Genomic DNA, 25,041 nt, shown 5'->3' with positions numbered 1-25,041 from the left:
GCCGGCATTGACGCCGGAGCCGACTACACTGAAAGGCAGGGAGAACAACAACCCTGCGCGAGGTGATCATGGGGCTGCATCCCGCCCCGGCGGGCTGGTTCGAACTGGTGGTGCCCAGGGTCGATGCGCACGACGCACTGGAGGCCTTGGCCCGGCGCGGCGGCGTGCAGTTCGAGTGGACCGGCGCCGCGGCCGACAGCGGCGCGGTGGCGGAACTGGCACCACTGCAAGAGATCAGCCGCCAGTGGCACCGGCTGGCAGACGCGCACGGTCGCTTCTGGCCGCCGCCGGTGTTCGAGCGGCGCTGCTGCACCCTGCCGCTGGAGATTGCGGCCCGCGCCGCGCTGCGCCAGCTGGAACACTGGCAGGCCCAGGCCCGCCCACTGCTGGGGCAGCTCGAACGCATCGAGACGCAACTGACGGTGCTGCGCCGGTGGCAACCCTGGCTACCGGCCGTGGCCGCCTCGGGTCTGCCCCTGGATCGACTGCAGCAGACCGGCCCGGTCATCACCGGCTGTTGCCTGGTGCTACCGCAGGCCGCAACGCCTGACCTGCCCGAGGCCGCACTGCTGCGGCCACTGGCCACACCCCCTGCGTCGCCCCTGGGCCGGTCACGCGATCCACCGCATGGTGGTACGCTGCACGGTGCACAGAACGGCCCGTCACGCGATCCGTCACGCACTGCGGGCGGCGACCCAGCAGCCCTTGACCCAACCGGTGCGCTGCTGCTGACAACACCGGACCAGCGCGCCGCGCTCTGCCAGCGGGCCGTCGCCGCCGGCGGCCACTGCCTGCAGCTGCCAGACTGGCTGGCGGAACTCGGCGCATCGGCGCCGGAGACCGTCCTCGGCCGGCGGCTCGACCAGGCCGAGGCACAGGCCGCGGAGCAACGCCAGGCGCTGACGGACCTGGCCGAGCGACGCGGTGTCGCCCGCGCCCTGGGCGTGCTGGAGCGCATCGACTGGTTCCTGCAGACCGCGGCGCAGATCCGTTGCGACGCCCAGGTCTGCTACATCAGCGGCTGGAGCGCGGAGCGCCAGGCCGAGCCGATGAACCGGGCGCTGCGCGAGGTGGGCATCCGCGCCGAGCTGGCCTTTCGCCCGCCGCCGGCAGACCTGGCCTCGCCCACCCTGATGCGCCATCCACGCTGGCTGCAGCCGTTCGAGATATTCGCCGACGCCATCGGCGTACCGGGCATCCACGAAGCAGACCCGACCACCTGGGTGGCATTGCTGGTGCCGGTGATGTTCGGCTACATGTGCGGTGACGTCGGTCACGGCGCGCTCATCATGCTGGCCGCGCTGCTGCTGCGAAAGCTTACCCGCCTTTGGCCGCTGCTGCTGGCCTGCGGGTTTGCGTCGCTTGTGTTCGGCTTTGTCTACGGCGACCTGTTCGGCTTCCATGGCCTGATGCCAATGCTGTGGCTGCACCCGTTCGACGACCCGCTGCTGGTACTGACAGTGCCGGTGGCCGCCGGCGCGCTGATCCTGACCCTGGGGGTCCTGCTGCACACCCTACAGACATGCTGGCGGGGCACCGGCGGCTCCGCCGGCGTGGCCGACGCCGCCCAGTTGCTGGCCTACTGGGGCCTGTTGCTGGCCCTGCTGGATGTCCGCTGGGCCTGGCTGGCCGTCGCCGGCGTGCTGCTGTGCACCGGCAACCGGCTGTGGCGCCGGCCGGATCCGCTGGTGCTGCTGGCGGGTCTTGGCCAGCAGTTCGAAAGCACGCTGCAGATGCTGCTGAACACCGTGTCCTTTGCCCGGGTGGGGGCCTTCGCGCTGGCCCACGCGGCGCTGCAATCCGCCATCGTCGGCGTGGCCAGCGGCCTGGACAGCCTGGTCGCCGCTGCGCTGGTGGTCATCGTCGGCAATCTGGCCGTGGTACTGCTGGAAGGCCTGGTGGTGGCCATTCAGACCACGCGGCTGGTGCTGTTCGAGTTCTTCATGCGCTTCTTCCAGGGCGAGGGCCGGCGTTTCCGGCCGGCGGCACAACCGCCACTGGACAAGGTGCCCGGCTGAGACCAGCCGGCGTCACGGTGCTGGCTTCACGGCATCGGCCGATCAGCCCAGGTTCGCCGCAGTCAGGATGGCCGGGATCTGCTTGCGCACCTTGAAGAAACCGGCGGTGGCATGGGGCCAGACCAGGCCGTCCCAGTCCCGGCGCCATTCGCAAAGCCGGATGCCCCGCCGGCTCAACGCCGGCTCCGCCTGACGCAACCAGTCCCGCAACGGCCCCTCGGGCACATAGCCGGTGACGAGTTGCCGCACGCCGACGCCTTCGGCCCAGGCCGCCAGCTCACCTGGGGTGCCTGCGCGCAGCGCATCCACCGGCCGACCGCTGCGGGCTGCGGCATCGGCCAGGGCCGCCGCCTCGAAGGCCTGAACCGGCTCGGCGACGCCCCGCGGCGAGCGCAGATGACTGGCCGACAGGGTTGCGGCGCCACGGATGTCCAGCGCGGACAGATCGAAATCCTCCATCCGGCAGTCCTCTTCGGTGATCAGCAACGCGGTAGGCGGGGCATTCGGCTCCGTTAGAGGCTGGGGCGAGCGCGGCAGACGCAGGCCCTGCAACGGCGGCAGACCCTCTGGCTCATCGAGCTCGAGGCTGCGAATGTCCCCGGCCAGGTCCGTCGCGTCCGGGCGGAACCGCCCGCCGGTGAAGCGGGCGATGTTCCCGGCATCCGCCTGATAGGCCTTGCCCCGGGTATGCAAGCCCGCGACCCAGCGCCAGCTCAGGGTGTTGGATGCCGGATCGCCATCCAGCAGGTGCCGGTAGAACAGATCCGCGCCCAGCCGCCAGGGCAGTGCCAGGGTGAAGATCCAGATGGACGCGAACCACATGCGCGCATGGTTGTGCAGGTAGCCGGTCTCCACGAGCTGTCGTACCCAGGCGTCGAAACAGGCGAGCCCGGTGTCTCCGGACTCGGCGCGGGTCAGTTGCCGTCGCAGGTCGACGTCGGTGTCCAGCCGCGCGAGATCCGCCTGCAGACCCGCCCGGTAGTCTGCCCAGACCTGCGGACGCTGCTCCAGCCAGCCCTTGAAGTAGCCCCGCCAGAGCACCTCCTGGATGAATCTTTCCGCCTGTGCTAGGCCGTGGGTATCAAGCGCGGCGGCAATGACCTCCGTCTCCAGCAGCAGCCGCCTTCGAATGTACGGCGACAGGGTCGACACGTCCCGGTACCGCCCGGGTCCCGGATCGAAATTGCGCCCCTGGGCGTAGTGCCGCCCCATCCGCGGCACGAAGGCCCGCAGCAGCGCCGCGCCTTGGTCACGGTTCGCCAGTAGCGTATTTTTTGTGTTCGAAAAACCGGACTGAGGCATGGTCATCATAGAACCTGCGCAAGGAATCATCGGCGCTCGCTATCAGCAAGTTGCCCAGCTTTCCAGCGAACGATGTCAGAAATGGTCAGGTAGCGTACTTTTATTTACGCTAAGCTCACTTGGTCAACTAAGAGACGAATTCGAACTGGCGTTTGATGCGCGGCAGGACCGGATGCAACGCGTCTCCCATCGCCGCCCTGCTGGACCCGCAGTCTCCCATGTATACCAACGAGAATGCACACCTCGCCCGACTCGTGATCTCCGGACCCTTCGGAATCGTCAAATACACGGTTCGGATCGTTTGGAAATTCCTCTGGTTCTACCGCATCGAGGCGACCCGTCCGACTCAGCTGCCGGGCCGGCGCGTGCTGATGCCCGGAGAGCGGGCCTGGGTGCCGAAACGGGGGGTGCAACGGGTGGTTCAGGCCGAACCGCGCTCAAAGCCCTGATCCAGGCCGTCGGCTCCTGACCCGGCGACCCCGATCGACTGATCCTGACCCCACTGGCCGGCATATGGCCAACGACCATCAGTTTTCGACCACAACTCGAGCGGATTGGGTGTCGCTTTTCTGATGCCGATGTGACCACATCACGCCAGGCTTCACGACAGCTTGGAGCAACCGCCAACCACACAGCCTCCGCCCTGGCGTTCGTGCAGTCTTTGACCGCAGCCGCTGCAACCGCTGCAGCCATCGCGTTTTCGCCAGAACTGGCGGCCCAGGTACCACAGCGACAGTCCCAGCACCAGCCCGATGACCCCGGCATCGAGCAGCGTGATCGGCGGCGCTGCATGGACCGATGGGGCATCCTGGCTGGCCAGCGTCGCGGTCTGGACGCCTGTCTGAGTCCCTGGCTGGACTGCAGCCTGTGCAGTGATGCCTGCGCTGGCTTGATCTCCGGCCTGGGCGCCGGCCTGGGCTCCGAACTGCCCGCCGGCCTGCGGGGCAGCAGGCGGCGCGAGCGGGTTCGCCGTCTGCGGGGACAACTGCTGGGCGGGGTCGGTCATGTCGGCAGCGATGCCGCGGCAAAGCGTTGCCGCAGTTGCCGGCTCGCCTTGCGATCACTGAGCAGGCCAACGATCAGCAAGAGCGCAAAGGCGCTCCAGTAGACCGCGGACATCGCCTCGATGCCGCTGGCGCCCACCGCCGCGCCGATGCTGTAGACCGCGCTGGCCACCGCCAGCCCGAGGATGGTCGGGAAGATGATCGAGAAGACCATCCACTTGTAGGAGCCGGTCTGCACCTTGACCATCATGGTGGTGGCCAGGCAGGGCGGATACAGAGCGAAGAACAGGATCACCGACACCGCCAGCAGCGCGGTCGCACCGCCCGCGCGGGTCGCCTGCCCCATGCGCTCCTCCAGTGTCTGGTTCTCGTCATCGCCCTGCTGGAACAGCACGCCCAGGGTGGCGACACTGCTCTCGCGTGCCGCGAAGGACGCCAGCAGCGCGACATTGATCTTCCAGTCGAAGCCGGCGAACTGGGTGATCGGCTCCAGCCCGCGGCCGATGGCGCCGAGGATGGAGTAGGCGATGCGCTCCTCGCGCATCTGCTGGCGCAGGCCCTGTCGATCACGCGCCAGGTTCCGCAGTGCGCGGTTTGCCTGTCTGGCGTCCCTATCGCCGCCCCGCGTCACCAGCGGATAGAAGTCGGCATTGCGCGCCTGGAAGCGCTCGGTGACCCGCTGCGAGGCCGCCGCGCCCGTTGCGTTGAGCTTGGCGCGCTTGTAGTCGCTGTAGTAGTTGATCAGCGGCACCAGGTTGGCGCCGGTGGCGATCTCGCGATAGGGATTGCCGGCCATGGCCTGCTCGAAGCGCTCGATGGCGGCCTCGGCCTCTTGCGCGAAATACGCCTTGCGCTCGGCCGGCAGCCCCGGCAGATGCAGCAGCACGAACACCACCACGGCCACCGCCAGCACCACGGTGCCGACCTTCTTGATGTACTGCCAGGTGCGCTCGAGCGAGCGCCGTGCGACGCCATTGAATGTCGGCAGATGATAGTGCGGCAGTTCCATCACGAACGGCGAGGTCTCGTGGCCACTGAGCACGGTCTTGGTCAGCAATTTGGCCACCAGCAGCGCGAATATGATGGTCATGGTGGAGATGTAGAACATCATCAGCGACTTGTGCTCGACGAAGAAGATCCCGAGTAGCAGCGTGTAGAGCGGCACCTTGGCCAGGCAGTTCATGAACGGCACTGTGAAGATGGTCGCCATGCGCGCGCGGTTGTCGGGGATGCCCTTGGTGGCCATGACCCCGGGCACGGCGCAGCCGCCGGCGAAGACGCCGCCCAGGATCAACGGCAGTGTGCTCTGCCCGTGCAAGCCGAAGCGGTGCAGGATCTTGTCCAGAATGAAGGCGATGCGGGCCATGTAGCCGGAGTCCTCGACGATGGCGATGCAGGCGAAGAGGATGATGAAGATCGGCACATAGTTGAGCAGGGTGTTGGCCGAGTCCACCAGCCAGAGCCCGAGCGAGCGCACATAGGGGTCGACCAGGAAGTGTGCGCCGGGCAGCGCCCCGGCGATCAGCTCGCGCCCCTTGGCCAGGAACGGCCAGGTGTAATTGGTCAGCTCATAACCCCAGACGATGGAGACCTGATAGATCGCGAACACCGACAGCAGCAGGAAGCCGGGCGCCAGCCAGCGATCGAGCAGGATGCGATCGATGCGCTCGGTCAGCGTGGTGCGGTTGCCCGCAGCACCGGTGATCACCCCGTCCAGCAAGCGCTCCACGGCCCGATCCCGGCAGCCGACCACGTGGTCGCCCACATCGATTCCCTGCCCCTGCTCGAACTCGGCGATCAGGGCGTCGATCTCCTCACGCAGCGGCCGTGCCGACTCCTCGCCCACGCGCTCCACCAGCAAGGTCACCGCCTGGGTATCTCCCTCCAGCAACTTCAGCGCCAACCAACGCCGGGGCAGGTCTGCCAGGGAGTCGAAGTCCGCCAGCCGTTGCCGCACCTGCTCGATCATCGGCTCCAGCGCACCATAGTCCACCGGTGGTGCAGGCGGAGCCCGCCTGACGGCCTGACGCGCCGACTCGGCGCGAATGCTCTGGCGCAGTGCCTCGCGCCCCTGCCCCTTGCGCCCGACCGTGGGCACAACCGGCATCTGCAGCCGCGCGGCGAGTCGGGCCTGGTCGATCTGGATGCCGCGCCCCTCGGCCACGTCCATCATGTTCAGCGCCAGTACCGAAGGCAGTTCCAGCTCCAGGATCTGCAGCGTCAGGTGCAGCGACCGACGCAGATTCGACGCATCGATCACATTGACCGTCACATCGGGTCGGTCGCCGAGCAGAAACTCGCGCGCCACCCGCTCCTCCAGCGAGAACGCGGTCAGGCTGTAGGTGCCCGGCAGGTCGACGGTGTAGACGGTACCCACATTGTCGCCGTACTGCCCATGCTTCTTGTCGACGGTGACACCGGGATAGTTGGCCACATGCTGGCGGGCACCCGTAAGCAGGTTGAACAGGGTGGACTTACCGGCGTTCTGTTGCCCGGCCAGGGCCACCAGCACGCCATCGCGTGGTGTCATCGTGGCATGTCCTCGCCGCTCACCTCTATGGTGACGGCCTCGCGCCGCCGCAGCGTGATGCTTGAGCCATCCAGCCTGAGCTGGATGGGGTCGTTGAGCGGCGCACTGCGCACCAGGGTCACCAGCACATTCGGCATCAGCCCCAGGTCCAGCAGACGTTGTCGAACGGCGCCATTGGAATGATGGCGCCGAATGCGCACCTGGGCGCCGGTACCGATGTCGTTCAGGGTGCGCACATCGCCGCATAGGGGCATCTTGGGCATCGCGGGTTCTCTCGCTGGCTGGGTCTGCTCCCTATGCTAGCGCAGACGAACCGCTAAACGCAAATGCGACTGTTTGTTATTTCTATCTCGAATCCGGCGGTGCGTTGTCCGCGCACACCAGCCGCAAGGTGCCCCGCGTCTCCGGCCGACCGCGCAGAAAGCGCTGGGGGAGCGACTCGAGGAACGCACGCGACGGACGGCGATGGTAGTGCCGGACCACCTGGTCGCGCCCGTCGATGCGCGCCAGCAGGACGTAGCGTGCCGGCACATCCTCGGCGTTCGGCGAGGACGCACGGCTGCTGCCGATGTGATTGCAGCCCACGCGCTCGGCCCAGGCCCGCCAGCGCGGACCATGCCCGGCGCGGCGACCGGCCAGGGCATGGGCCAGTTCATGGCGGATGGTGTCGAGGATCAGCCCCTCGTCCGGCTCGCGCCGGGTCAGGGGCGCGGACAGCTCGATCCGGCGCAGATCGAACCGGCAAAGCCCATGGGCACGCAGCCGGCGGTTCCAGCCGAACGACCAGTCGGCGAGCTGCGAAAATCGGCGTAGCTCGCGCCGCGCCAGCGCCTCGGCGCGATCCAGATTCATCCGTTCTATCCGTTGCAAACGAGCCTTTGGTTTTCGCAGCCAGGGTGTCGACCCTGTTCAGCCGACTCCGGGCCATTGCGCCACATAGACGCCGTAGCCGTAATGGTCCTGGTAGCGTTCGTACAGGCGGATCTCATGCTGTTCCGCCGCGACGATGGCCGTTGCCTGGTCGCCATGGCCGTGGCGAGCAAGAAAGGCATCGAACCGGTCCTGCATGGGGCGATAGTAGTTCTCCAGCCAGCAATGCGGCGGCAGGACGAAGTAGCCCCGAGGGCTGTAGCCGTGCTGCTCCAGGATGCCGATCTTGGCCGATGCGACATTGATCTGCGGATACTCCGACGCCCAGTGGGCCTGGATCTCCGCCGGTCTTTGAGCGCCGAGCCAGGTGATCTCGGAGACCACGAGCATGCCTCCGGGCCTGAGGAATTGGCGCCAGGCGGAGATGCCGGCCTCGAAGCCCATGTTGTAGACGGCCCCTTCGGACCAGATCACGTCGAACGCACCGGCCGCGAACGGCAGCGCCTCCATGGAGGCATGCAGCGGGGTGATCCGCTCCGCCACCCCGTGCTCGTGCGCCCGGGCGCGAAGCGTGTCGAGAAACGCGGGCAGGAAGTCCACCGCGGTGACCTCGGCATCCAGTTCCCGGGCGAGCAGGATGCTGGCGGCCCCGGTGCCACAGCCAATGTCCGCGATCTTCAGGCGCCGCGACCGGTCGAGTCCGGCCAGTTCCAGCGCCCGGCGGGTCTCCGCATCGCCGCCCGGCCCCTGCCGGTCCGCAGACCGATGCAGGTCCACAAGGAGTTCAATATCGTCCACTCAGCCCCCCCCTGAGATCAAGCACAGCGGCCTTCGACAGCACTTCCAAACCCAAACCGCAGAGGCACAGAGAACGCAGAGACCAGCCAGCGTTTTCGCAAGCGTCTCTGCGTACGCTTTGCGTGCTCTGCGTCTCTGCGTCTCTGCGGTCACCCGAACCGCGACAAAGTGGCAAATTTGAAGATGCTGATTATCCAACGTACGCGGTGCGCCGGGAAAGGGCCAGCATCCGGTCCGGCTGCCGGCTGTTTTAGCCAGCTGCTGGCCCGCGCGATGATCGCCGCCGCCAAGGCCGACGGCCAGATCGACGTGCAGGAGAGCCAGACGATCCTCAACCAGATCAACGCCCTGGCGCTACCGCCCGAAGACAAGGCATTTCTGTTCGAGGAATATGGCCGGCCGCTCGACATCCAGGCACTGGCCGGGGCCGCCGTGCAGTCCCGCGAACAGGCCGCGGAGGTCTACACGGCGTCGCTGTGGATGTTCGACCCGCCGTCGATGCCGGAACGCATCTACCTCGACAGCCTCGCCCGGGCCTTGAAACTGGACGCAGCCCTTCAAACGCAGATCCAGGCCACGGTGGAGGCCAGCCGCGCCGGCTGAGCGGAGCATGCGCCGAACAGGGCCCCAAGCGGGGCCCCAACCGGCGCCCCAAACGGCACCAAAACGACGGCGCAGAACGCTCCGCCATTTTCAGTGGTTACGGCCGCTGGCCATCCGGCGACACGGGGACAGCGTTATGGAATGGCGAACTGAAGCTTAAGCCGAACGCCCAAGGCACCAGCGTCTGCCTGAAAGCGGCAAGCAAGCCCGCATCCATAATTCGCGCGTCAGCGAACGCAAATGATATTCTCGCCATTCGTCGGTGGCGTGTTCGCCATAAAGTAATCGGGGAGATGGATCCGCGTGTCCTGCAGGGTGCCGGCCCCGTCACGGCATCTAGCACTCAATTCATCATTCTCCAAGGTGTAGTCCTGACAACTGTCTCCGGCTGCCGATCCGTGAATCATTTGCCCATTGTCATTTCCGACGCAATCATCAATGCTCTTGGAAATCGGTCTGACGATTGTATAGGGTGCTCCAGCCAAATCGACCATTTCAATGTCTCTCTTGCACTCGATCGACCCATGGAACAGGCTCAGCTTGCAGAAGTAGCATTTATCGGATGAATTGGACGTAGTGCAAGCGTAGTCCGAGTCCGCAGCATTCGAGAGACCATGAAAAAAGAAACCTTGGGAGAGAAGACCCAGGAGGATAAAATTTTTCACAATGTTCTTGCTCCTGTAGTAATTTAATTCGCCGAGGAACAGGTCAGCTGACCATCCTGGCTGGACAGACCACGAGACAGATTCAGGGGGATAGAATCCACCTCGACCCCTGCGTCACTGCGGCAAGTCGCGTAGAGCATGGGACCGACTGGCGTCTGGTTGAAACCGATCGAGTGACATTGACTGGAGAAGTCGCGCCCGCCGAAAACAAGATTGCCATCCGGGTCTTCCCCGACGCACTGGTCGAGATCGATCGATGTGCGCCGCATCATGGAAATAGGATAATTCGCCGGATCGCGTGGTCTGAACGTTGGCCTCTCCACACAGAATGCCTCCAGCCGGACACCCTCTTTCAGATCAAATGCGGTGCAGGTCTGTTGCAAGTTTGCGACAGGGAACCAAGCCGCCAGCAAATGACCCGGCAACAAGACGAGACCGACCAATGCCATTTTCTTCATATTTCCACTCTCTATTGTTGCGATCAGGATTATTCTCGTTTTCACCTTTGCGAAGCCGCTACATTCGACATTCGCGTTAGAAAACCGATAATTTCAGGCGCAGGAAGACCTTGGCTGGCTGGCTTTCCCGGTCTGAGCCGGAGCCAACTTCAGCACGCTGTCCGACGTTCGAGTCTTCGGTCTTGTTTTATACGCGGCTTATGTCACTGAAGTGCCGGGTTACCCACCTCGACCTGCTCCTCTGCTAGGCCACTCGGAACGAGTGGGGCATGGCCAAGCGCTTACCGAAGGAGCCCGGCAGCTAAAGACGCCCGCTTTCAAGCGCCCACGGGGCTCGGCTTATGAACGAGTCTTTATCGGAACCTGAACTGCGTCGAACACCACCGCCTTTCCCAAGCCAGAACGGTCCTGGCGATGTCGCGGTGGCAAACGCCTTTAGCGTCACGTTTGCGTCCTCGCCAAGCGAGAACCAGGCATTGCCGTCCGGACTCATATAGCTCTGCCCGTGGACGGAACTTGCCGCGCTGGAGTAGCCCTTTTTCGCAAATTCCAGTCCGACGATCTTGGTCTCCCCTGGGGTTGTCAACCGGACGACTACAGAGAAGGGCTGCCCAGGAGTAACCCGTGCGGGCCAGTCGAAGTGGATGGTGTGATAGCCGGCCTCCGATAGTTCACCGAGCTGTTCATGCTCGAGTGTGCCGGCTGTCGGGTTGATATATGGGAAATTGTCGACGATTTCCGTGCCGGAGTAGATCTGGACGGTGTAGCTGGACGGACCCACTGTATAGAATCCAGCCCCATTGATAGCGGCACCTTTCGCACTGGCGATAAACACGTTCGCAAACCAGGCGGTATCCGTATCGAAGCCCCCAACGTCCACAACGCCTAGTGGATCGTACTGGTAGATGTGCGTGTAGGGGCGACTGGGCACTGCATCCTGAAACTGGGTGATCCGGTCGATGGTGACATCTTCATAAGAGATATAAAAGTAGCCTGCGTCGCCCCAATCGGTCCCCCAGCTGTTCTTGACAATAAAGGCCCCGTTAGCGCCTGGTGGATCGATAAAGTTGGAGGCCGGATAGTGATCGTCCCAGCCAACAATGGTTACTTCGTGATTGGCGTAGGTGTCGATACCGTTGTAATACGCATAGGTGCGTGGGTTATAGTATTGATCTGCCCACATGAATGCCATGAGCACGGCCCCATTGCGATAGAGCGCATTCTTGATCCACCACATTTCCTCCGGGTTCAAGGCCGCACCCGCTTTTTCCAGCATGTGGACGTCCATCGGATAGAAGACGCGGTCTTCGGTTGCAGGCCGATTGATCGGTCGCCTCCATCCCAGGTCGGCCGTACTGGCAGCCGCATCTGGGTTTGGATCGATCGGCCCCGTGGGCGTGCTGCTGAAGTACCAGGAGGGGTATGGCGCGTCCGACTCCGTCAGAGGACCACTGCCGCGCGCGATGTAGGCGGTTGCCATAGTTGGATTTCCGCCCGAGCAGACAGGGTTGTCAAACCCGTGGCGTTCGTTCAGGTCCGCCTCGGAAAGATCGGTGATGACCCCACGCGTATACCGCGTGTTCGATTCGATGGCCGCCATGGCTGCAAACGTCCAGCAGGCGCCGCAAGACCCCTGGCTGACCACCGGGGTCACCCCTTTTGGCCGTGTGGTCCGAAGATCGTAGTACGCGGGCAGCGGCTGCTCGAATTTTGCGCTCGCTCGCACCCCGGCAAGATCCCGACGCGGCGGCATCCGGAATGGGGCCGGCGTGGACCCGAGGGCGCGCCCGTCGTCGGTCTTTGTGATCCACTTGCCGGCGGCACGCCGCTCGAGGAAGCGCTCGAATGCCGCACTGGATGGCGAGACTGACAGGCCGAGAGAACGCAACCGCTCTATGGGCTCTTCTGACAGCGCCATCGTGGGGAGGCAGAGGCAGGCGATCACAAACAGGCGGGGGACGAGAGAATTTTTCAGACAGGTCGGCTTCATGGACGGTTATGCATCTCGGTCTATAAGGGTTGCCGTTGTCACGCCTGAAGTCGAATACCGAACCCGCTGGCGCCAGTAACATCGTACGAAATACGAATTCCTGGCGAGATTGACGCAGGGTTAGGCGTGATGGTGCTCGGAACAAGAAAATCAGGCCGAGACCGTAACGAACCAATGCGGCAGGTACAAGTCAGATTTCGGCTGACATTGGGTGTTTTTCCCACTGATTGAACGCGGTTTTGTCAACGCCCGAGAGAAGGAGCGTTACCGAACACGAAAGGCACCGAGGTCAAGGAAATAGAAAGCGAGGAATCGGCAAAACGCAGGTAGACAACCCCGGCCGGGCGATCCATCAGGGCTTGAGACCGACCCGTTGCAGAAGCACATTCGGGTTTCGCGGGGCTGGAAGCCCCGCCCTTTCCGCAATATCAAACCTCAGCACGAGGTGGCTGTGCCACCTCCTGGTGACAGAACCCCATAACGCGGTTTTCGGGTTCCATACCGCCTCAGCGAATGTCCTGCGGCTGGTCCTTGCGCAGGTAGGCCTCCTCTTCCGGCGTCAGGTCCACCTCGTCGAAGCCCGTGATCATGGGCATCAGGTGCTCGCGGAACGAGTGTCCGGTGGTCAGCATGTAGACATGCACCAGCACGAAGGTCAGGATCGCGAAGGCAGCGCCGGTGTGTATCAAGGCCACCAGATGCAGCCACTGGGCGGCATCGGGGATGTCACGCCAGGCGAAATAGAACAGATAGATCAGACCGGTGATCCAGATGGCCGGGAACAGCACGATTTTGAGCATCAGGTAGGCCAGGGCCTGCAGCGGGTTGTGCTTGCGCCAGTAGGCCTTGCGGTAGGGATGACGCTCGCCCTTGAAGATGCCGAAGCTGTAGAAGCGAAGCACTCCCCACATCCCGGACAGGCTCGGGATGAAGTGGCGCCAGCTGCGGGTGGTGAACAGCCAGAAGGTGGCGAACAGCCACAGGAACAGCAGCACCATGGCCGCGGCGGTATGCAAGGTGACCGCCTGCTCGAACGTGAAGATGTCGTGGAAGCCGTGCAGGCCGAAGCCGGTGACGAGCAGCACCACGATCAGCAGCATCTGCGACCAGTGCCAGAAGCGCTCGAACCGGCTGAAGATCTTGACCCGTTGCAGTGTCATGCGTGGTGCTCCGACTTCGGCGAGAAGAACCGGACCAGGCCGTGGATGATGATGCCAGCGAGGGTGCCGGCCACGATCAGCGTGCCGATGATGTCGAGCCAGCGGTTGCGGTCGCGGCCGGGCATGTAGACCCCTTCCACAGAGGCCAGGCGACTGTTCTGCGGTGTATGGCAGTCGCCGCAGCCGAGGGCCTGCTCCTTCGGCGCCACCATGTGGGTGATGGGCCACCAGGAGATGGTCTCGATGAAGCCGTAGTCACCAGAATAGTCCAGCCCGAAGTCCGCCATGCCCTTCTCGATGGCGGCGGCCATGTCGTAATTGCCCCAGTAGGCGGCGTCATCCTCGCCCCAGAGGTGGGTGTAGACCAGGGTGCCGTTGCCCTTGTCGTACGGCTGCCAGGTGTGCATGCGCTTGAATGGCCAGATGCGCGAGGCTGGATCCGCCCGGGACCCCTCGAAGCCGTTGATCTCAATGGACTCCGCCGCGGGATCGAAACGGGTGTCGATGGTGGTGTAGTGCATCTGGCCATCGAACCAGTCATACGCCGGCACCAGTTTCTCCGCATAGGTGAAGTTGCCCTTGATGGACTTGTAGGTGTAGCGGTGGCCGCCGTTGCCCTGGATGTAGCCTTCCTCGTGGTAGCCCTCGCCGTCGCGGGTCTTGCCGGCGGTGCGCCAGTCCCAGTCGACCACCGTGGCGACGCCGCCGCGGGCGAACTCGGGGATGTGGCAGGTCTGGCAGGCGATGCTCTGCACATGGTCATTGAGCTTGAAGCTGGCCAGGCTGTCCACCGGATGTGGCGACAGGCCGTGGCAGGACTCGCAGGTGGCCACGTCGGTGCGCTGGCCGGGCTTGCCGGTGCCCTCGGTATCCCGGGCGACGATGCGATAACGGCTGCCGGCCCAGACATGCTTGTCGGTCACATGGCAGGCGGTGCAGGCAAAGTTGAGCCCGTCCTCGCCCATGTGCACGTCCAGGGTGCGCGGCGGCGCCTTCAGGGCCGTGGACAGATCGCCATGCTTGACGTTGTCACCGCCGCCGCCGTTGAAGTGACAGGCGCCACAGTTGGCCCGCTGTGGCAGGCCGACGCTCTGCGCGGCAGCGGCCAGGTCGATGGGGGGCTTGCCCTCGAACATGACTGAACAGGCGGGGCTGCCGGCGGAATTCGGCGTCTTGTAGTAATTGCCTGTGGTTTCGTGACAGACCAGGCAGTCGATGCGGGTCTCGTCGGAGAAGTCGAAGTCCTCGTCCTTCCAGCCGTATCCGGCGTGGCACTGGGCGCACATACCCTCGTTGCCGCGGGAATTGGTGCAGAAGTTGTTGATCAGATGGCGCTTGCCGAGCTGCTGGCCGGTCTCCGGGTCGACGTAGGACCAGGTCCAGTGGATGTTCTGCATGAAATGCTGGCCGGTCTCGGTGTGGCAGCCGAGGCAGGCCCTGGTGACCGCCCGGCCGTCCTCGAACGGCCCCCGCAGCTCGTCGAACTTGGCGTGGTCGGCGGTACCGCCCTGCAAGGGGCCGGACACCTGTGCCGGTGCGCCTTCGCTGCCTGGCGGGGTGGGCCAGTTGTCGCGGGCCTGGGCGCCGACGGCGAACACCGCCAGCAGCAGACAAGGCATCAGGATACCAATCGAAGGTCGCATGAAAATCCTCCTTATGGTTGTGCCGCGACGGGCAAAGCCGAATGCGCTCGCCACAGGTATCCTGAATGCTGCTACAGCCTGGCGGCGGGATCTTTGACGCCCGGCAATGGCAGCGCAGTTTCCGTGCTCAAGGCTGCCCCGGACCGACGTAGGCAAGGATCAGGCCTGGGTTCGTTTGCGGTGGGTATAATGCACGGATCGGAATCGCCAATCCATTCAGCACACGGGCCATCCATGGCAATCTTTACCCGCCTGTTCGATATCGAGTGTCCGGACGCGCTTCGGCTGGAGCCGGACGGCAGGCATCCGGCGTTTCCGCTGCGCTTCGGCGCGGACGGCCGGATTCCGTTTCCGCAGATCATCCTGCGCACGCCGGGGCGGGAGGTCCTGCTCAACGGCGACGACCTGCAGGGCCGGCCGGGCGAGGACGGCGGCTGGGTCTATCAGGCGCAGGTGCCGGCCGCGGCCGTCACCGGACCGCGCATGCAGGTACAGATCGAGGGCTGCAGGCGGGCGGACATCGCCGGGGCCGGGGGCGACGACTGGATCAAGCGGCATCGCGAGATCCACCTGACCCCGCCCGTCCGGGCCAGCGCCGACCGGCTCGCTCATGATCAGGCCCGCGATGACCCGACCGCTGCTGACCAGGGGACCTTGGGTCTAGGCTCGGATCTGGAGCCGAAGCCCGTGCCGGCGGTGACCGCCGCCGGCGACACGGTGAAGCTGTACTTCGGCATCCACAAGCACATGCATCAGCCGTATTACGACACCACCGACCGCCTGGCCTGGGACGGTGAAAAGGACGGCATATTCGGCGCCCGCGGCGGCAATTACACGGACTTCATCCCCGCCGCCGTGCAGCGATACATCGATGGCGGACTGCCCCACGCCGGACTGTCCACCAGCTGGAGCGGCTCGCTGATCGAGCAACTCGACCGCTGTGCCGAACTCGGGCGCTGCAGCGGCCGCTTTGCCGGCTGGAACCGCGCCCTGCGCGAGATGGCCGGCGCCCGCACCGCGCTGGGCAATCCGCGCATCGCGTTTGCCGGCCTGGGGTTCTACCATCCGCTGATGCCGCTGATTCCGCCGCGCGACATCGTGCGCCAGATCGAGTGGCACCGGCGGGCCATCCGCGACACCTTCGGCGTCGAGGCCTCCGGCGTGCTGTTCCCGCCAGAAACCGCCTTCCATGTGCGCATGATCCCGGCCTTGCGCCAGGCCGGCGTCAGCGCGGTGATCTACGATTCCATCCACCGCTTTCGCGCCTGCCGCGACTACCCCTACGCCGGCATCGGCGAGGGCATGCTGCCGCCAAACCCGGCGGACCAGGTCAATCCGCCCATGGACGACTGGCTGCAACTGCACAACATCTGGGCCGGCTCGCCGATCTCCCCCAGCCTGCTGCGCCCCGAGTATGTCGGCTACGAGGACCCGTCCGGGGCCATGCACAGCCTGATCGCCATCCCCGCAGAGCGCTACATCGGCAACGAGGACGCCCGCGGCGGCTTTGGTGCACTGCAATATCCGGACGTGCTTGGCCAGGTGTACCGGCGCATCGTCGACAGCGGGCGCTTCGACCCGGCGCATCCGCCGTTCTTCCTGCTGCACTCCGACGGCGACAACCACGGCGGCGGCGCCGACAGTTACTACCATCACAACACCGACGCCCTGGTGCATTGGTTGCGGCAAGACCCCCGCTTTGAGCTGACCACGGCGGAGGACTACCTGCAACGGTTTCCGCCGGACCCCGCGCAGGTCGTCCACATCGAGCCCGGCGCCTGGGCCGGCGCCGACAACGGCGATCCGCAATTCATGAAGTGGTTCAGCCGATACGACCAGCCCTACTCCCCCGACCTCAACTCCTGGGCAGTGCTGACCGCATTGCAGAACCGGGTGCACACGCTCGAGGACGCCGAGCCGGATCATCCGGCCCTGGCGGAGGCCATCCGCCTGCTGCTGACGGCGGAAACCAGCTGCTACTGGTACTGGACCGGCCAACAGCAGTGGGACGAGCAGGTGACCCGTGCCGCCAACCTGGCGCTGGCGCAGATCGGGCCGGCGCTGGACGGACTGGTGGCCCGGGGCGGCGACCGCACCGCACCCACCATCTTCCCGCCCTGGGTCACGCCGGAGAACCCGGGCGGCAAGCGCTGGGGACAGGGGTGCCTGCTGGACGCGCCGCGCCAGGCCCTGGTCCACGCCTTCGTCGACGACTGCGCCGGGCTGCGGCGGGTGGACCTGGTGCTGCGCGGATCCGACGGCGAGCAGCGGTTGCCGATGCGCCGTCACGGCCCCTACCCGTCCGCCACTGGTGCCAGGGCTAGCGCGGAATACCTGACCGCCGAGCTGCCTGCGGGCGCCGGCGATCTGCGCTACTTTATCGAGGCCGAGGACGGACATGGTAACTTGGCCACCGGCAGCCTTGAGCGTATCTTTCTGGCCTGATCACCTGGCTGGTCTGATCGCCTGGCGGGCCGGATCACTTTGCCGGCCTGATCACCGAGTCGGCCTGACCACTTTGCCGGCCAGAATCAGCACCCCCACCCCGGCCATCAACCAACGGAAACGGAGACGCATGACATGAACTGGTATCTAGCGGTCCTGAAAAAATACACCGTCTTCAGCGGCCGCGCCCAACGCGCGGAGTACTGGTACTTCACGCTGTTCAACCTGCTCATCGCCATCGGCCTCGGCCTCGTCGACAGCTCCCTGGGCACGCTCAACCCGGAAACCGGCTACGGCCTGTTCAGCGGCCTCTACATCATCCTGGTGCTGATCCCCAGCCTTGGTGTCGGCGTCCGGCGCCTGCACGACACCGGTCGCACCGGCTGGTGGATCCTCGTCGGCCTGATCCCGGTGATCGGCACCCTGATCCTGATCTTCTTCTTCGTGCAGGACAGCACCCCGGGCAGCAACGCCCACGGACCCAACCCCAAGGGCGTCACCGCCTGAACCCTGGCCTGCACGATGGCCTGATCAAAAAGCCCCTTGCGCCTCCGGCCGCCGGGGGCCTTGCGGATCACCCGTCCTCGATCCGGACGCGCCAGGACACCACATGGTCCGGCCGGACCAGGGCCTTGATCCGCTCGATGGCGATCCGCGCCGCCTCGGCACGGTCATAGAATTCCAGCACCAGCGGCAGATCCGACGACAGGTCCACCAGAGCGGTGCGATGGACCACACCGGAGCCGCCGAAACCGGCCACGCCCCGCACCACGGTGGCGCCACGGACACCAAGCTCGTCATGCAGGCATCGCAGCAGCGGCTTCAGGCCATGGTCTGCCTCGCTGAGATAGACCCGGACCATCAGGAAGTCGTCGTCACCGTCATCGTCACCAGGCATCGTCATAGCGCCCTCGCTGCAATCATGCCGGCCCAGCAACCGGCCAGGCACAACACCACGCTGCCGATCACATTGAGCCCCGCCCGCAGGACCTCGCCCTGTTCCAGCAGGGCCAGGGTCTCCAGGGAGAAGGTGGAAAAGGTGGTGAAGGCGCCAAGAAAGCCCACCAGCACCGCCGAGCGCCACTCCGCCGCCAGCAGGCTGCGCTCCAGCAGCAGCACGAACAACAGCCCCATGGCCAGGGATCCGAGCACATTGACGCTCAGCGTCCCCCACGGAAAGTCCCGCCCCAGCAGGCGATAGACGCCGTTGGAGACAAGGAACCGGGCCACGGCCCCAAGGGCGCCACCAGCCGCAATGGCCAGGATCTGCAGCACGTTGATGTCCGCCCCGCGGGTTGCCCTGCGGCCTAGGTCGACGCCGACCCGGTGCGCGCCGCGGCCTGATCCAGTGCCCGCAGACGCGACAGCTTCTCTCCGATCCGGATCTCCAGGCCGCGCTCCACCGGCGCATAGTAGCGCCTTGGCTCCAGGCCGTCCGGAAAGTAGCGCTCGCCGGCGGCGTAGGCGTCCGGTTCGTCGTGGGCATAGCGATAGCCCTTGCCATGACCCAGGGACTTCATCAGCCCGGTCGGGGCGTTGCGCAGATGCGGCGGCACCTCCAGCGAGCCATGGGAGCGGGCATCGGCCAGGGCCGCGTTCCAGGCGGTGTAGACGGCGTTGCTCTTGGCCGCACAGGCCAGATAGACAACTGCCTGCGCCAGCGCCAGCTCGCCTTCCGGGCTGCCCAGGCGATGCTGCACGTCCCAGGCCTCCAGGGCCAGGGTCAGGGCGCGCGGGTCAGCGTTGCCGATGTCCTCGCTGGCCATGCGCACCACCCGGCGGGCGATGTACAGCGGGTCACAGCCGCCGTCGATCATGCGCGCCAGCCAGTACAGCGCGGCGTCCGGCGCGGAACCGCGCACGCACTTGTGCAACGCGGAGATCTGGTCGTGGAAGACATCGCCGCCCTTGTCGAAGCGCCGAAAGCTGCCTTCGATGACCTGGCGCACGCTGTCGACGTCGATGCAGCGCACCCCGACGCCATCCTGGGGCGGCGTTTCTGTGGTGGCCAGATCCGCGGGGGCCAGATCCGCCGCCAGTTCCAGCAGGTTCAGCGCGCGCCGGGCGTCGCCGTCGGCCGCGGCCGCAAGCAGCGCCCGGGCGTCGGCGTGGATGCCGAGCCCCTGCCCGCCGAGTCCCTGGGCGGGATCCGCCAGGGCCCGATCGATGACCCGCTCCAGGTCCGCCGGCTCCAGCGGCTTGAGCACATAGACCCGCGCCCGTGACAGCAATGCGTTGTTCAGTTCGAAGGACGGGTTCTCCGTGGTGGCACCGATGAACACCACGGTACCGTCTTCCACATGGGGCAGAAAGGCGTCCTGCTGGGCCTTGTTGAAGCGATGCACCTCGTCGATGAACAGCAGCGTGCCCCGGCCCTGCTCATCGCGCAGGCGGCGGGCCGCGGCCACCGCATCGCGGATGTCCTTGACCCCGGACAGCACCGCGGACAGCTTGACGAAACGCCCGTTGGAGCCGGCGGCGATGAGCCGCGCCAGCGTGGTCTTGCCGGTACCGGGCGGACCCCAGAAGATCATGGAATGCAGCCGCTCTGCACTCAGGGCCCGGCGCAACGGCCGGTCCTCCGCCAGCAGATGGCGCTGGCCGACGAAGGCATCCAGCCGGTCGGGACGCATGCGCTCGGCCAGGGGCGGTAAGGGCGGCGAACCGGGCGATGACAGCGGCAGTTCAGCCATCGGCCCGGTCAGTCGATCTGCAGGAAGTCGGCCCCGGCGGGCCGCTCGAAGCGGAAGAACGCATACTGCAGCTGCGGGTTGCGCTCGAGCTCGGTGAAGATGAACCGGGTGAGCTGGCCGAACCGGTCCTCCATCACCAGGGTGTCCAGTTCACCGTCGACAAAGCCGATCTGCAGCCTGACCACATCGGTGTCTTCGGTCTTGGGCACCAGTTCGGCCCAGTCCCGCTGGTCACCGCGGTCGATGTTCCGCATGGTGAAGTAGTCCTCCGGCGGCTGGTCGCTGGCCAGCAGTTGCGCCGGCGTGCCGTCGAGCACCCGCTTCTGGCTGCGATGGCTGACCTGGGCCAGTTCTTCGTCGTAGAGGTAGATGCGCTGGCCGTCGGCGACGATCTGCTGCGACCAGGGCACGGTGTAGTCCCAGCGGAACCGGTTGGGGCGCAACAGGTAGAAGGTGCCGCGGGACTCGATCATGTCGCTGCCGTCCGACGGCAGCGTGATCTGCCGGAACTCCGCCTGCAGGCTATTCAGGCCCTGCAGGTAGTCCTTGACCAGGGCAACGGCATCGGTCGCACGCGCCACTGGTGCCGCCAGCAGCGTCGACGCCGCAAGCACCAGCGCAATGACGCCCGGATGACGGCTTCGGGGAGCAGAAACCAGCGCCTTCTCCGCCGTTCGACCAACCGCAGAGGCGCGGTGAGCGCAGAGAAAAGCCGACATTTTCGCACTCGTTCCGGCCAATACGCTGCGTCCTTTGCGACTTTGCGGTTCGACTCCAGCATCGCGGCATCGGCACAGCTTGCCGTTTCGCCGACGCGGCCCCAAGGGCAAGAAAAATCGGTACAAGTCGGTTTCCTCCGATGGGTACCCGTTGTAGACGAGCGTTTGGATGTTCGCGCATCGGGTGTCGGCCGCAATCAATCCGCCGGCGGTGGCGGGGCCAGCACCTCGCGGTTGCCGTTGGTCTCGGCGGCGCCGACGATGCCGATGCGCTCCATCTCCTCGATCATGCGCGCTGCGCGGTTGTAGCCGATCTTGAGCTTGCGCTGGACACCGGAGATGGACGCCCGCCGGCTCTCCACCACATAGTGCACCGCCTCGTCGAACAGCGGGTCCTGGTCCTCGACGTCACCGCCGCCCCGGGGCTCGGGATCGATGCCCGGCAGGTGCTCGGAGGGCTCCTGCAGGATGGTGTCGATGTAGTCCGGCTGGCCCTGCTGCTTCAGGAAATCCACCACTCGGTGCACCTCCTGGTCGTCGACGAAGGCGCCATGCACCCGTTGCGGGATGCTGCCCCCGGGCGGCAGGTAGAGCATGTCGCCATGGCCCAGCAGGTGCTCGGCGCCCATCTGGTCCAGCACCGTGCGCGAGTCCACCCGGGCGGACACCTTGAAGGCCATGCGGGTCGGGATGTTGGCCTTGATCAGGCCGGTGAGCACGTCCACCGAGGGCCGCTGGGTGGCTAGCAGCAGATGGATGCCCGAGGCGCGGGCCTTCTGCGCCAGCCGGGCGATGAGTTCTTCCACCTTCTTGCCCACCACCATCATCATGTCCGCCAGCTCGTCGATGATGACGACGATGTAGGGCAGCCGCGACAGGGTCGGGATCTCCGGCAGCGCGGCGTCGCCGTCATCGTCCATGGCGAACGGCGGGTTGTCGGCGAAACGGTAGGTCGGGTCCGGAATGGGCGTGCCGGCGTCGATGGCGTCCTGCACCTTGCGGTTGTAGCCGGCGATGTTGCGCACCCCCAGGCTGGCCATGAGCTTGTAGCGGCGCTCCATCTCGCCGACACACCAGCGCAGGGCGTTGGCCGCCTCCTTCATGTCCGTGACCACCGGCGTGAGCAGATGCGGGATGCCCTCGTAGACCGAGAGTTCGAGCATCTTCGGGTCCACCATGATCAGGCGCACGTCTTCCGGCGGCGCCTTGTAGATCAGGCTCAGGATCATGGCATTGATGGCCACGGACTTGCCGGATCCCGTGGTACCCGCGATGAGGGCGTGGGGCATCCGGCCTAGATCCGCCACCACCGGGGCGCCGGAGATGTTGGTGCCCATGCCGATGGTCAGCGGCGACTTGGCCTCCAGATAGGCCGACGAGCCGAGGATCTGCTGCAGCACCACCATCTCGCGCTGGTCGTTGGGCACCTCCAGCCCGATGACGGACTTGCCCGGAATCACCTCCACCACGCGCACGCTGACCTTGGACAGGGCGCGGGCGATGTCCTTGGCCAGACCGGTGATCTTGCTGACCTTCAGGCCTGGCGCCAGTTCCAGTTCGAACAGCGCCACCACCGGGCCGGGATGCACTGCCACCACCTCGGCCACGACGCCGAACTCCGCCAGGCGCGCCTCCAGTTCGCGGGACATGGTCTCCATCTGCTCCGGCGTCTCCGCGCGGGCGCTCTTGCGGGGTGCATCCAGCAGGTCCAGCGGCGGGCGCTGGAAGCCGGACGCGTCACGGCGGCACCGGGCTGGGGGCGCCTCGGCCGCCGCCTTGCGGCGGAACGGATTGCGCATGCCAGGCCCGGGCCTGGCTGCAGGTTGCCTGTCGCCTTCAGGGGCCGGTTGCGGATCGGGTTCCGGTGCCGGCCAGGTTGCTGCCACCGTCTCCGTCAGCGGATCGTCTTGCGGCTTGGCGACCGAGGTCGGGGGCCTGGGCCGGCGCGCGGAGCGACGCAGGTGCGGTTGCAGTTCGGCAGCGTCGAACAGCTCCAGGTCGTCATCCATGTCGTCGTCCTGGCGCGTGAACAGCCGGGACAGGGACATGCCGGAAAGGGAAAGTTTGGGCAGGCGCAGCTGGGGCAGGCGCAGACGCGACAGGCCCAGGTCGGGCGCACGCAGCCGCAGGCTGTCGCGCCCGATCCGACTGCCCAGGCGGACCATGGCGAGGGTCGCCGCACCCACCGCATCCACCAGAAACAGCAGCGACAGGCCCGTAAGCAGTGTGAACCCCGCCAGCAGCAGCGCGGCCAAGGCCAGGGAGCTGCCGGTTGCACCGAACAGCCGTACCGCGTAGTCCGCCAGCAGCTGGCCCAGCCCTCCGCCGATGCCGTTCGGCAGATCCGACGCGAACGCTACCAGGTGGATGCTGGCCAGCGCCGAACCGGCCGCCAGGGTCATCGCGAAGCCCATCCAGCGCAGCGCCAGCCAGAGCAGCTTGGTCTCGGGCTCCGGCTCCCGCTGACGGAACACCAGATAGGCGCTCCAGGCCACCATGGCCGGAATCAGATAGGCGAACAGCCCGAACAGGAACAAAGCCAGGTCGGCGAACCAGGCGCCGAAGCGCCCGCCGGCATTGACCACGTCCTCGCTGGTGCCGACGAAGGACCAGCCGGAGTCCTGGGGCGAATAACTCGCCAGCGCAAGCACCAGGTAAAGCGCGGCGCAGATGAGGATCCACATGGCGCCTTCGCGCCATGCGCGATCGAGGTAATCAGTCAGGCTCAGTTGGCCGACACGCGTTGCCTGGGTCACGATACATCCTCCGAATCCTTCGGTGTATTGTAGCGTCGCCGGCGATTTTTCGCGTCCGTTCTGCAGCTGGCGGCTGGCAACTGACGGCTGGCAATTGGCGGCTGGCAATTGGCGGCTGGCGGATGTCAGCTGATCGCTGCCACCCGCTAGCGCACTGCATCCCGCTGCGGATCGAACAGTTCGATCCAGTGCACCACGGGCACGTCGGCGCCGGCCTGCAGGTGTGTCTGGCAGCCGACGTTGGCGGTGGCGATCAGGGCCGGACCCTGCTGCTGCAGGGCGTCGAGCCGCTGCCGGCGCAGGCGGCCGGCGAGCCGCGGCTGCAGGATCGAGTAGGTGCCGGCGGAGCCGCAGCAGCTGTGGCTGTCCGCTACCGGCAGCAACTCGAAGCCGACACCGCGCAGCAGGGCCTCCACCCGGCCCATCAGCCGCTGGCCATGCTGCAGCGTGCATGGCGGATGAAAGGCGATGCGCGCCGGTACACCGCGCTGCACCGGGTTCGGCAGCCGCGCCAGGTCCTTCGCCGACAGCAGCTCGCTCAGATCGCAGGCCAGGGCAGACACCCGCTCTGCCCGCGCCGCATAGCGGGGGTCGTCACGCAGGTGCCAGCCGTACTCCTTGACCATGGCGCCGCAGCCGCTGGCGGTGATCAGGATGGCCTCGGCGCCGGCCTCGATGGCCGGCCACCAGGCGTCGATGTTGCGGCGCATGAACGCCCGCGCCTGCTCCGGCGCCGACAGGTGCTGGCTCACGGCACCGCAGCAACCGCCGCCCGGGCGCAGCGCCTGGATACCCAGCGCGTCCAGCACGCGCAGGGTGGCGGTGACGACGCCGGGAGTCAGGGATGGCTCGACGCAGTTCTCCAGCAGGATGACCTGGCGCGGATGCGGGCAGCTGCCGACCCTGCCTGGATCAGACGTGGACGAAGCAGGCAGCTTCTCGCGCACCCGCGACGGCAGCAGTGGCCGCAGGCGCAGACCCAGGCCCAGCAGCGGCCGGAACCGCCGCGGATAGGGCACGATCTGGCGCAACAGCCAGCGCAAAAGGCGCTCCGGCAAGGGTCGGCGCACCTGCTGCTCCACCCGCTCGCGACCGATGTCCAGCAACCGATGGTAGTCCACGCCCGACGGACAGGTGGTCTCGCAGTTCAGGCAGGTCAGACAGCGGTCGAGGTGGGCCTGCACCTGGCGCGTGGGCGCCTCGCCCTCCAGCAGGTTCTTGATCTGATAGATGCGCCCGCGGGGACCGTCCAGCTCGTCGCCCAAAAGCTGGTAGGTCGGGCAGGTGGCGGTACAGAAGCCGCAATGGACGCAACTGCGCAGGATGCGGTCCGCCTCGCGGCCGTCGGCGGTATCACGCAGGGACTGGATCAGGTTGGTCTGCATGG

At 66.1% G+C, this 25,041-nt stretch carries 22 protein-coding genes; 5 read left to right on the top strand and 17 right to left on the bottom strand.

The annotated features are described in order from the left end of the window. Positions 1–68 precede the first annotated feature (68 nt). Complete coding sequence (locus tag F2Q65_RS12550; RefSeq protein ID WP_150093760.1) at positions 69–2,018, top strand: V-type ATPase 116kDa subunit family protein; 1,950 nt, start codon at positions 69–71, stop codon at positions 2,016–2,018. Positions 2,019–2,060: 42 nt separating this feature from the next. Here F2Q65_RS12550 and F2Q65_RS12545 read toward each other — a convergent pair whose 3' ends face one another. Beyond that, positions 2,061–3,326, bottom strand: coding sequence for an FAD-binding domain-containing protein (locus F2Q65_RS12545; RefSeq protein ID WP_211354030.1), 1,266 nt, complete (start codon positions 3,324–3,326; stop codon positions 2,061–2,063). A gap of 212 nt (positions 3,327–3,538) precedes the next feature. Between F2Q65_RS12545 and F2Q65_RS12540 the strand changes: the two genes are divergently transcribed. Next, complete coding sequence (locus tag F2Q65_RS12540) at positions 3,539–3,769, top strand: hypothetical protein (RefSeq protein ID WP_150093759.1); 231 nt, start codon at positions 3,539–3,541, stop codon at positions 3,767–3,769. A gap of 152 nt (positions 3,770–3,921) precedes the next feature. Here the strand turns inward: F2Q65_RS12540 and F2Q65_RS19695 are convergent, their stop codons facing one another. The 5 genes from F2Q65_RS19695 to F2Q65_RS12515 form a co-directional block, all read right to left on the bottom strand. Beyond that, positions 3,922–4,326, bottom strand: coding sequence for a FeoB-associated Cys-rich membrane protein (locus tag F2Q65_RS19695; protein ID WP_150093758.1), 405 nt, complete (start codon positions 4,324–4,326; stop codon positions 3,922–3,924). Next, positions 4,323–6,854: a ferrous iron transport protein B gene (gene feoB, locus F2Q65_RS12530; RefSeq protein WP_150093757.1), complete on the bottom strand. Its 2,532-nt coding sequence runs from the start codon at positions 6,852–6,854 to the stop codon at positions 4,323–4,325. The genes F2Q65_RS19695 and feoB overlap by 4 nt, the downstream gene beginning before the upstream one ends. Next, entirely contained in the window at positions 6,851–7,117 is a 267-nt protein-coding gene (locus F2Q65_RS12525) for a FeoA family protein (RefSeq protein WP_246156192.1), read from the bottom strand. The genes feoB and F2Q65_RS12525 overlap by 4 nt, the downstream gene beginning before the upstream one ends. Before the next feature lie 82 nt (positions 7,118–7,199). Then, on the bottom strand, positions 7,200–7,706 hold the full coding sequence (locus tag F2Q65_RS12520; RefSeq protein ID WP_150093756.1) for a SprT-like domain-containing protein: 507 nt from the start codon (positions 7,704–7,706) through the stop codon (positions 7,200–7,202). A 57-nt stretch (positions 7,707–7,763) separates the two neighbouring features. Next, the gene (locus F2Q65_RS12515; RefSeq protein ID WP_150093755.1) at positions 7,764–8,522 is read right to left on the bottom strand and encodes a class I SAM-dependent methyltransferase; all 759 of its coding nucleotides are present in this window, start codon (positions 8,520–8,522) and stop codon (positions 7,764–7,766) included. Positions 8,523–8,705: 183 nt separating this feature from the next. Here F2Q65_RS12515 and F2Q65_RS12510 point away from each other — a divergent pair, with 183 nt between their 5' ends. Further along, a complete protein-coding gene (locus F2Q65_RS12510) occupies positions 8,706–9,125 on the top strand; it encodes a DUF533 domain-containing protein (RefSeq protein WP_150093754.1) in 420 nt (139 codons plus the stop codon). A 227-nt stretch (positions 9,126–9,352) separates the two neighbouring features. On the opposite strand, the gene F2Q65_RS12505 is transcribed toward F2Q65_RS12510, so the two are convergent. The 5 genes from F2Q65_RS12505 to F2Q65_RS12485 all read right to left on the bottom strand — a co-directional run bounded on the left by F2Q65_RS12505 (position 9,353) and on the right by F2Q65_RS12485 (position 15,041). Next, positions 9,353–9,790 (bottom strand): hypothetical protein, encoded by a 438-nt coding sequence (locus F2Q65_RS12505; protein WP_150093753.1) that lies wholly within the window; start codon positions 9,788–9,790, stop codon positions 9,353–9,355. Between the two features lie 23 nt (positions 9,791–9,813). Further along, entirely contained in the window at positions 9,814–10,248 is a 435-nt protein-coding gene (locus F2Q65_RS12500) for a CVNH domain-containing protein (protein ID WP_150093752.1), read from the bottom strand. 301 nt (positions 10,249–10,549) lie between these two features. Then, positions 10,550–12,238, bottom strand: coding sequence for a C1 family peptidase (locus F2Q65_RS12495; protein ID WP_150093751.1), 1,689 nt, complete (start codon positions 12,236–12,238; stop codon positions 10,550–10,552). Positions 12,239–12,744: 506 nt separating this feature from the next. Continuing rightward, positions 12,745–13,398: a cytochrome b/b6 domain-containing protein gene (locus tag F2Q65_RS12490; protein ID WP_150093750.1), complete on the bottom strand. Its 654-nt coding sequence runs from the start codon at positions 13,396–13,398 to the stop codon at positions 12,745–12,747. Continuing rightward, entirely contained in the window at positions 13,395–15,041 is a 1,647-nt protein-coding gene (locus F2Q65_RS12485; RefSeq protein ID WP_150093749.1) for a tetrathionate reductase family octaheme c-type cytochrome, read from the bottom strand. The genes F2Q65_RS12490 and F2Q65_RS12485 overlap by 4 nt, the downstream gene beginning before the upstream one ends. 234 nt (positions 15,042–15,275) lie before the next feature. Between F2Q65_RS12485 and F2Q65_RS12480 the strand changes: the two genes are divergently transcribed. Together F2Q65_RS12480 and F2Q65_RS12475 are read left to right on the top strand one after the other, a co-directional pair. Then, positions 15,276–17,486 (top strand): polysaccharide deacetylase family protein, encoded by a 2,211-nt coding sequence (locus F2Q65_RS12480; RefSeq protein ID WP_150093748.1) that lies wholly within the window; start codon positions 15,276–15,278, stop codon positions 17,484–17,486. Between the two features lie 135 nt (positions 17,487–17,621). Then, on the top strand, positions 17,622–17,993 hold the full coding sequence (locus tag F2Q65_RS12475) for a DUF805 domain-containing protein (protein WP_150093747.1): 372 nt from the start codon (positions 17,622–17,624) through the stop codon (positions 17,991–17,993). Between the two features lie 67 nt (positions 17,994–18,060). Here F2Q65_RS12475 and F2Q65_RS12470 read toward each other — a convergent pair whose 3' ends face one another. From F2Q65_RS12470 to glcF, 6 genes are all read right to left on the bottom strand, one after another. Further along, positions 18,061–18,390 carry a DUF190 domain-containing protein gene (locus tag F2Q65_RS12470; RefSeq protein ID WP_246156191.1) on the bottom strand — a complete coding sequence of 110 codons (330 nt, stop codon included), beginning with the start codon at positions 18,388–18,390 and terminating at the stop codon, positions 18,061–18,063. Further along, complete coding sequence (gene crcB / locus F2Q65_RS12465; protein WP_211354029.1) at positions 18,387–18,761, bottom strand: fluoride efflux transporter CrcB; 375 nt, start codon at positions 18,759–18,761, stop codon at positions 18,387–18,389. The genes F2Q65_RS12470 and crcB overlap by 4 nt, the downstream gene beginning before the upstream one ends. A 32-nt stretch (positions 18,762–18,793) precedes the next feature. Continuing rightward, on the bottom strand, positions 18,794–20,179 hold the full coding sequence (locus F2Q65_RS12460) for a replication-associated recombination protein A (RefSeq protein ID WP_150093745.1): 1,386 nt from the start codon (positions 20,177–20,179) through the stop codon (positions 18,794–18,796). An 8-nt stretch (positions 20,180–20,187) separates the two neighbouring features. Next, positions 20,188–20,898: an outer membrane lipoprotein periplasmic chaperone LolA gene (lolA, locus tag F2Q65_RS12455; protein ID WP_150093744.1), complete on the bottom strand. Its 711-nt coding sequence runs from the start codon at positions 20,896–20,898 to the stop codon at positions 20,188–20,190. A 197-nt stretch (positions 20,899–21,095) separates the two neighbouring features. Next, positions 21,096–23,654: a DNA translocase FtsK gene (locus tag F2Q65_RS12450; RefSeq protein ID WP_150093743.1), complete on the bottom strand. Its 2,559-nt coding sequence runs from the start codon at positions 23,652–23,654 to the stop codon at positions 21,096–21,098. A 146-nt stretch (positions 23,655–23,800) separates the two neighbouring features. Further along, positions 23,801–25,039, bottom strand: a complete 1,239-nt coding sequence (glcF, locus tag F2Q65_RS12445) for a glycolate oxidase subunit GlcF (protein WP_150093742.1) — start codon at positions 25,037–25,039, stop codon at positions 23,801–23,803. Positions 25,040–25,041 lie beyond the last annotated feature (2 nt).

This window comes from Thiohalocapsa marina, assembly GCF_008632335.1.
Taxonomy (GTDB): Bacteria; Pseudomonadota; Gammaproteobacteria; order Chromatiales; family Chromatiaceae; genus Thiohalocapsa; species Thiohalocapsa marina.
This window is presented reverse-complemented; position numbering and strand designations above follow the sequence as displayed.

Coding starts and splice junctions, on each gene's coding strand:
- F2Q65_RS12550 (WP_150093760.1), top strand. CDS start 69: ATGGGGCTGCATCCCGCCCCGGCGGGCTGGTTCGAACTGGTGGTGCCC.
- F2Q65_RS12545 (WP_211354030.1), bottom strand. CDS start 3,326: ATGACCATGCCTCAGTCCGGTTTTTCGAACACAAAAAATACGCTACTG.
- F2Q65_RS12540 (WP_150093759.1), top strand. CDS start 3,539: ATGTATACCAACGAGAATGCACACCTCGCCCGACTCGTGATCTCCGGA.
- F2Q65_RS19695 (WP_150093758.1), bottom strand. CDS start 4,326: ATGACCGACCCCGCCCAGCAGTTGTCCCCGCAGACGGCGAACCCGCTC.
- feoB (WP_150093757.1), bottom strand. CDS start 6,854: ATGACACCACGCGATGGCGTGCTGGTGGCCCTGGCCGGGCAACAGAAC.
- F2Q65_RS12525 (WP_246156192.1), bottom strand. CDS start 7,117: ATGCCCAAGATGCCCCTATGCGGCGATGTGCGCACCCTGAACGACATC.
- F2Q65_RS12520 (WP_150093756.1), bottom strand. CDS start 7,706: ATGAATCTGGATCGCGCCGAGGCGCTGGCGCGGCGCGAGCTACGCCGA.
- F2Q65_RS12510 (WP_150093754.1), top strand. CDS start 8,706: ATGCTGATTATCCAACGTACGCGGTGCGCCGGGAAAGGGCCAGCATCC.
- F2Q65_RS12500 (WP_150093752.1), bottom strand. CDS start 10,248: ATGAAGAAAATGGCATTGGTCGGTCTCGTCTTGTTGCCGGGTCATTTG.
- F2Q65_RS12495 (WP_150093751.1), bottom strand. CDS start 12,238: ATGAAGCCGACCTGTCTGAAAAATTCTCTCGTCCCCCGCCTGTTTGTG.
- F2Q65_RS12490 (WP_150093750.1), bottom strand. CDS start 13,398: ATGACACTGCAACGGGTCAAGATCTTCAGCCGGTTCGAGCGCTTCTGG.
- F2Q65_RS12485 (WP_150093749.1), bottom strand. CDS start 15,041: ATGCGACCTTCGATTGGTATCCTGATGCCTTGTCTGCTGCTGGCGGTG.
- F2Q65_RS12480 (WP_150093748.1), top strand. CDS start 15,276: ATGGCAATCTTTACCCGCCTGTTCGATATCGAGTGTCCGGACGCGCTT.
- F2Q65_RS12475 (WP_150093747.1), top strand. CDS start 17,622: ATGAACTGGTATCTAGCGGTCCTGAAAAAATACACCGTCTTCAGCGGC.
- F2Q65_RS12470 (WP_246156191.1), bottom strand. CDS start 18,390: ATGACGATGCCTGGTGACGATGACGGTGACGACGACTTCCTGATGGTC.
- F2Q65_RS12460 (WP_150093745.1), bottom strand. CDS start 20,179: ATGGCTGAACTGCCGCTGTCATCGCCCGGTTCGCCGCCCTTACCGCCC.
- lolA (WP_150093744.1), bottom strand. CDS start 20,898: ATGTCGGCTTTTCTCTGCGCTCACCGCGCCTCTGCGGTTGGTCGAACG.
- glcF (WP_150093742.1), bottom strand. CDS start 25,039: ATGCAGACCAACCTGATCCAGTCCCTGCGTGATACCGCCGACGGCCGC.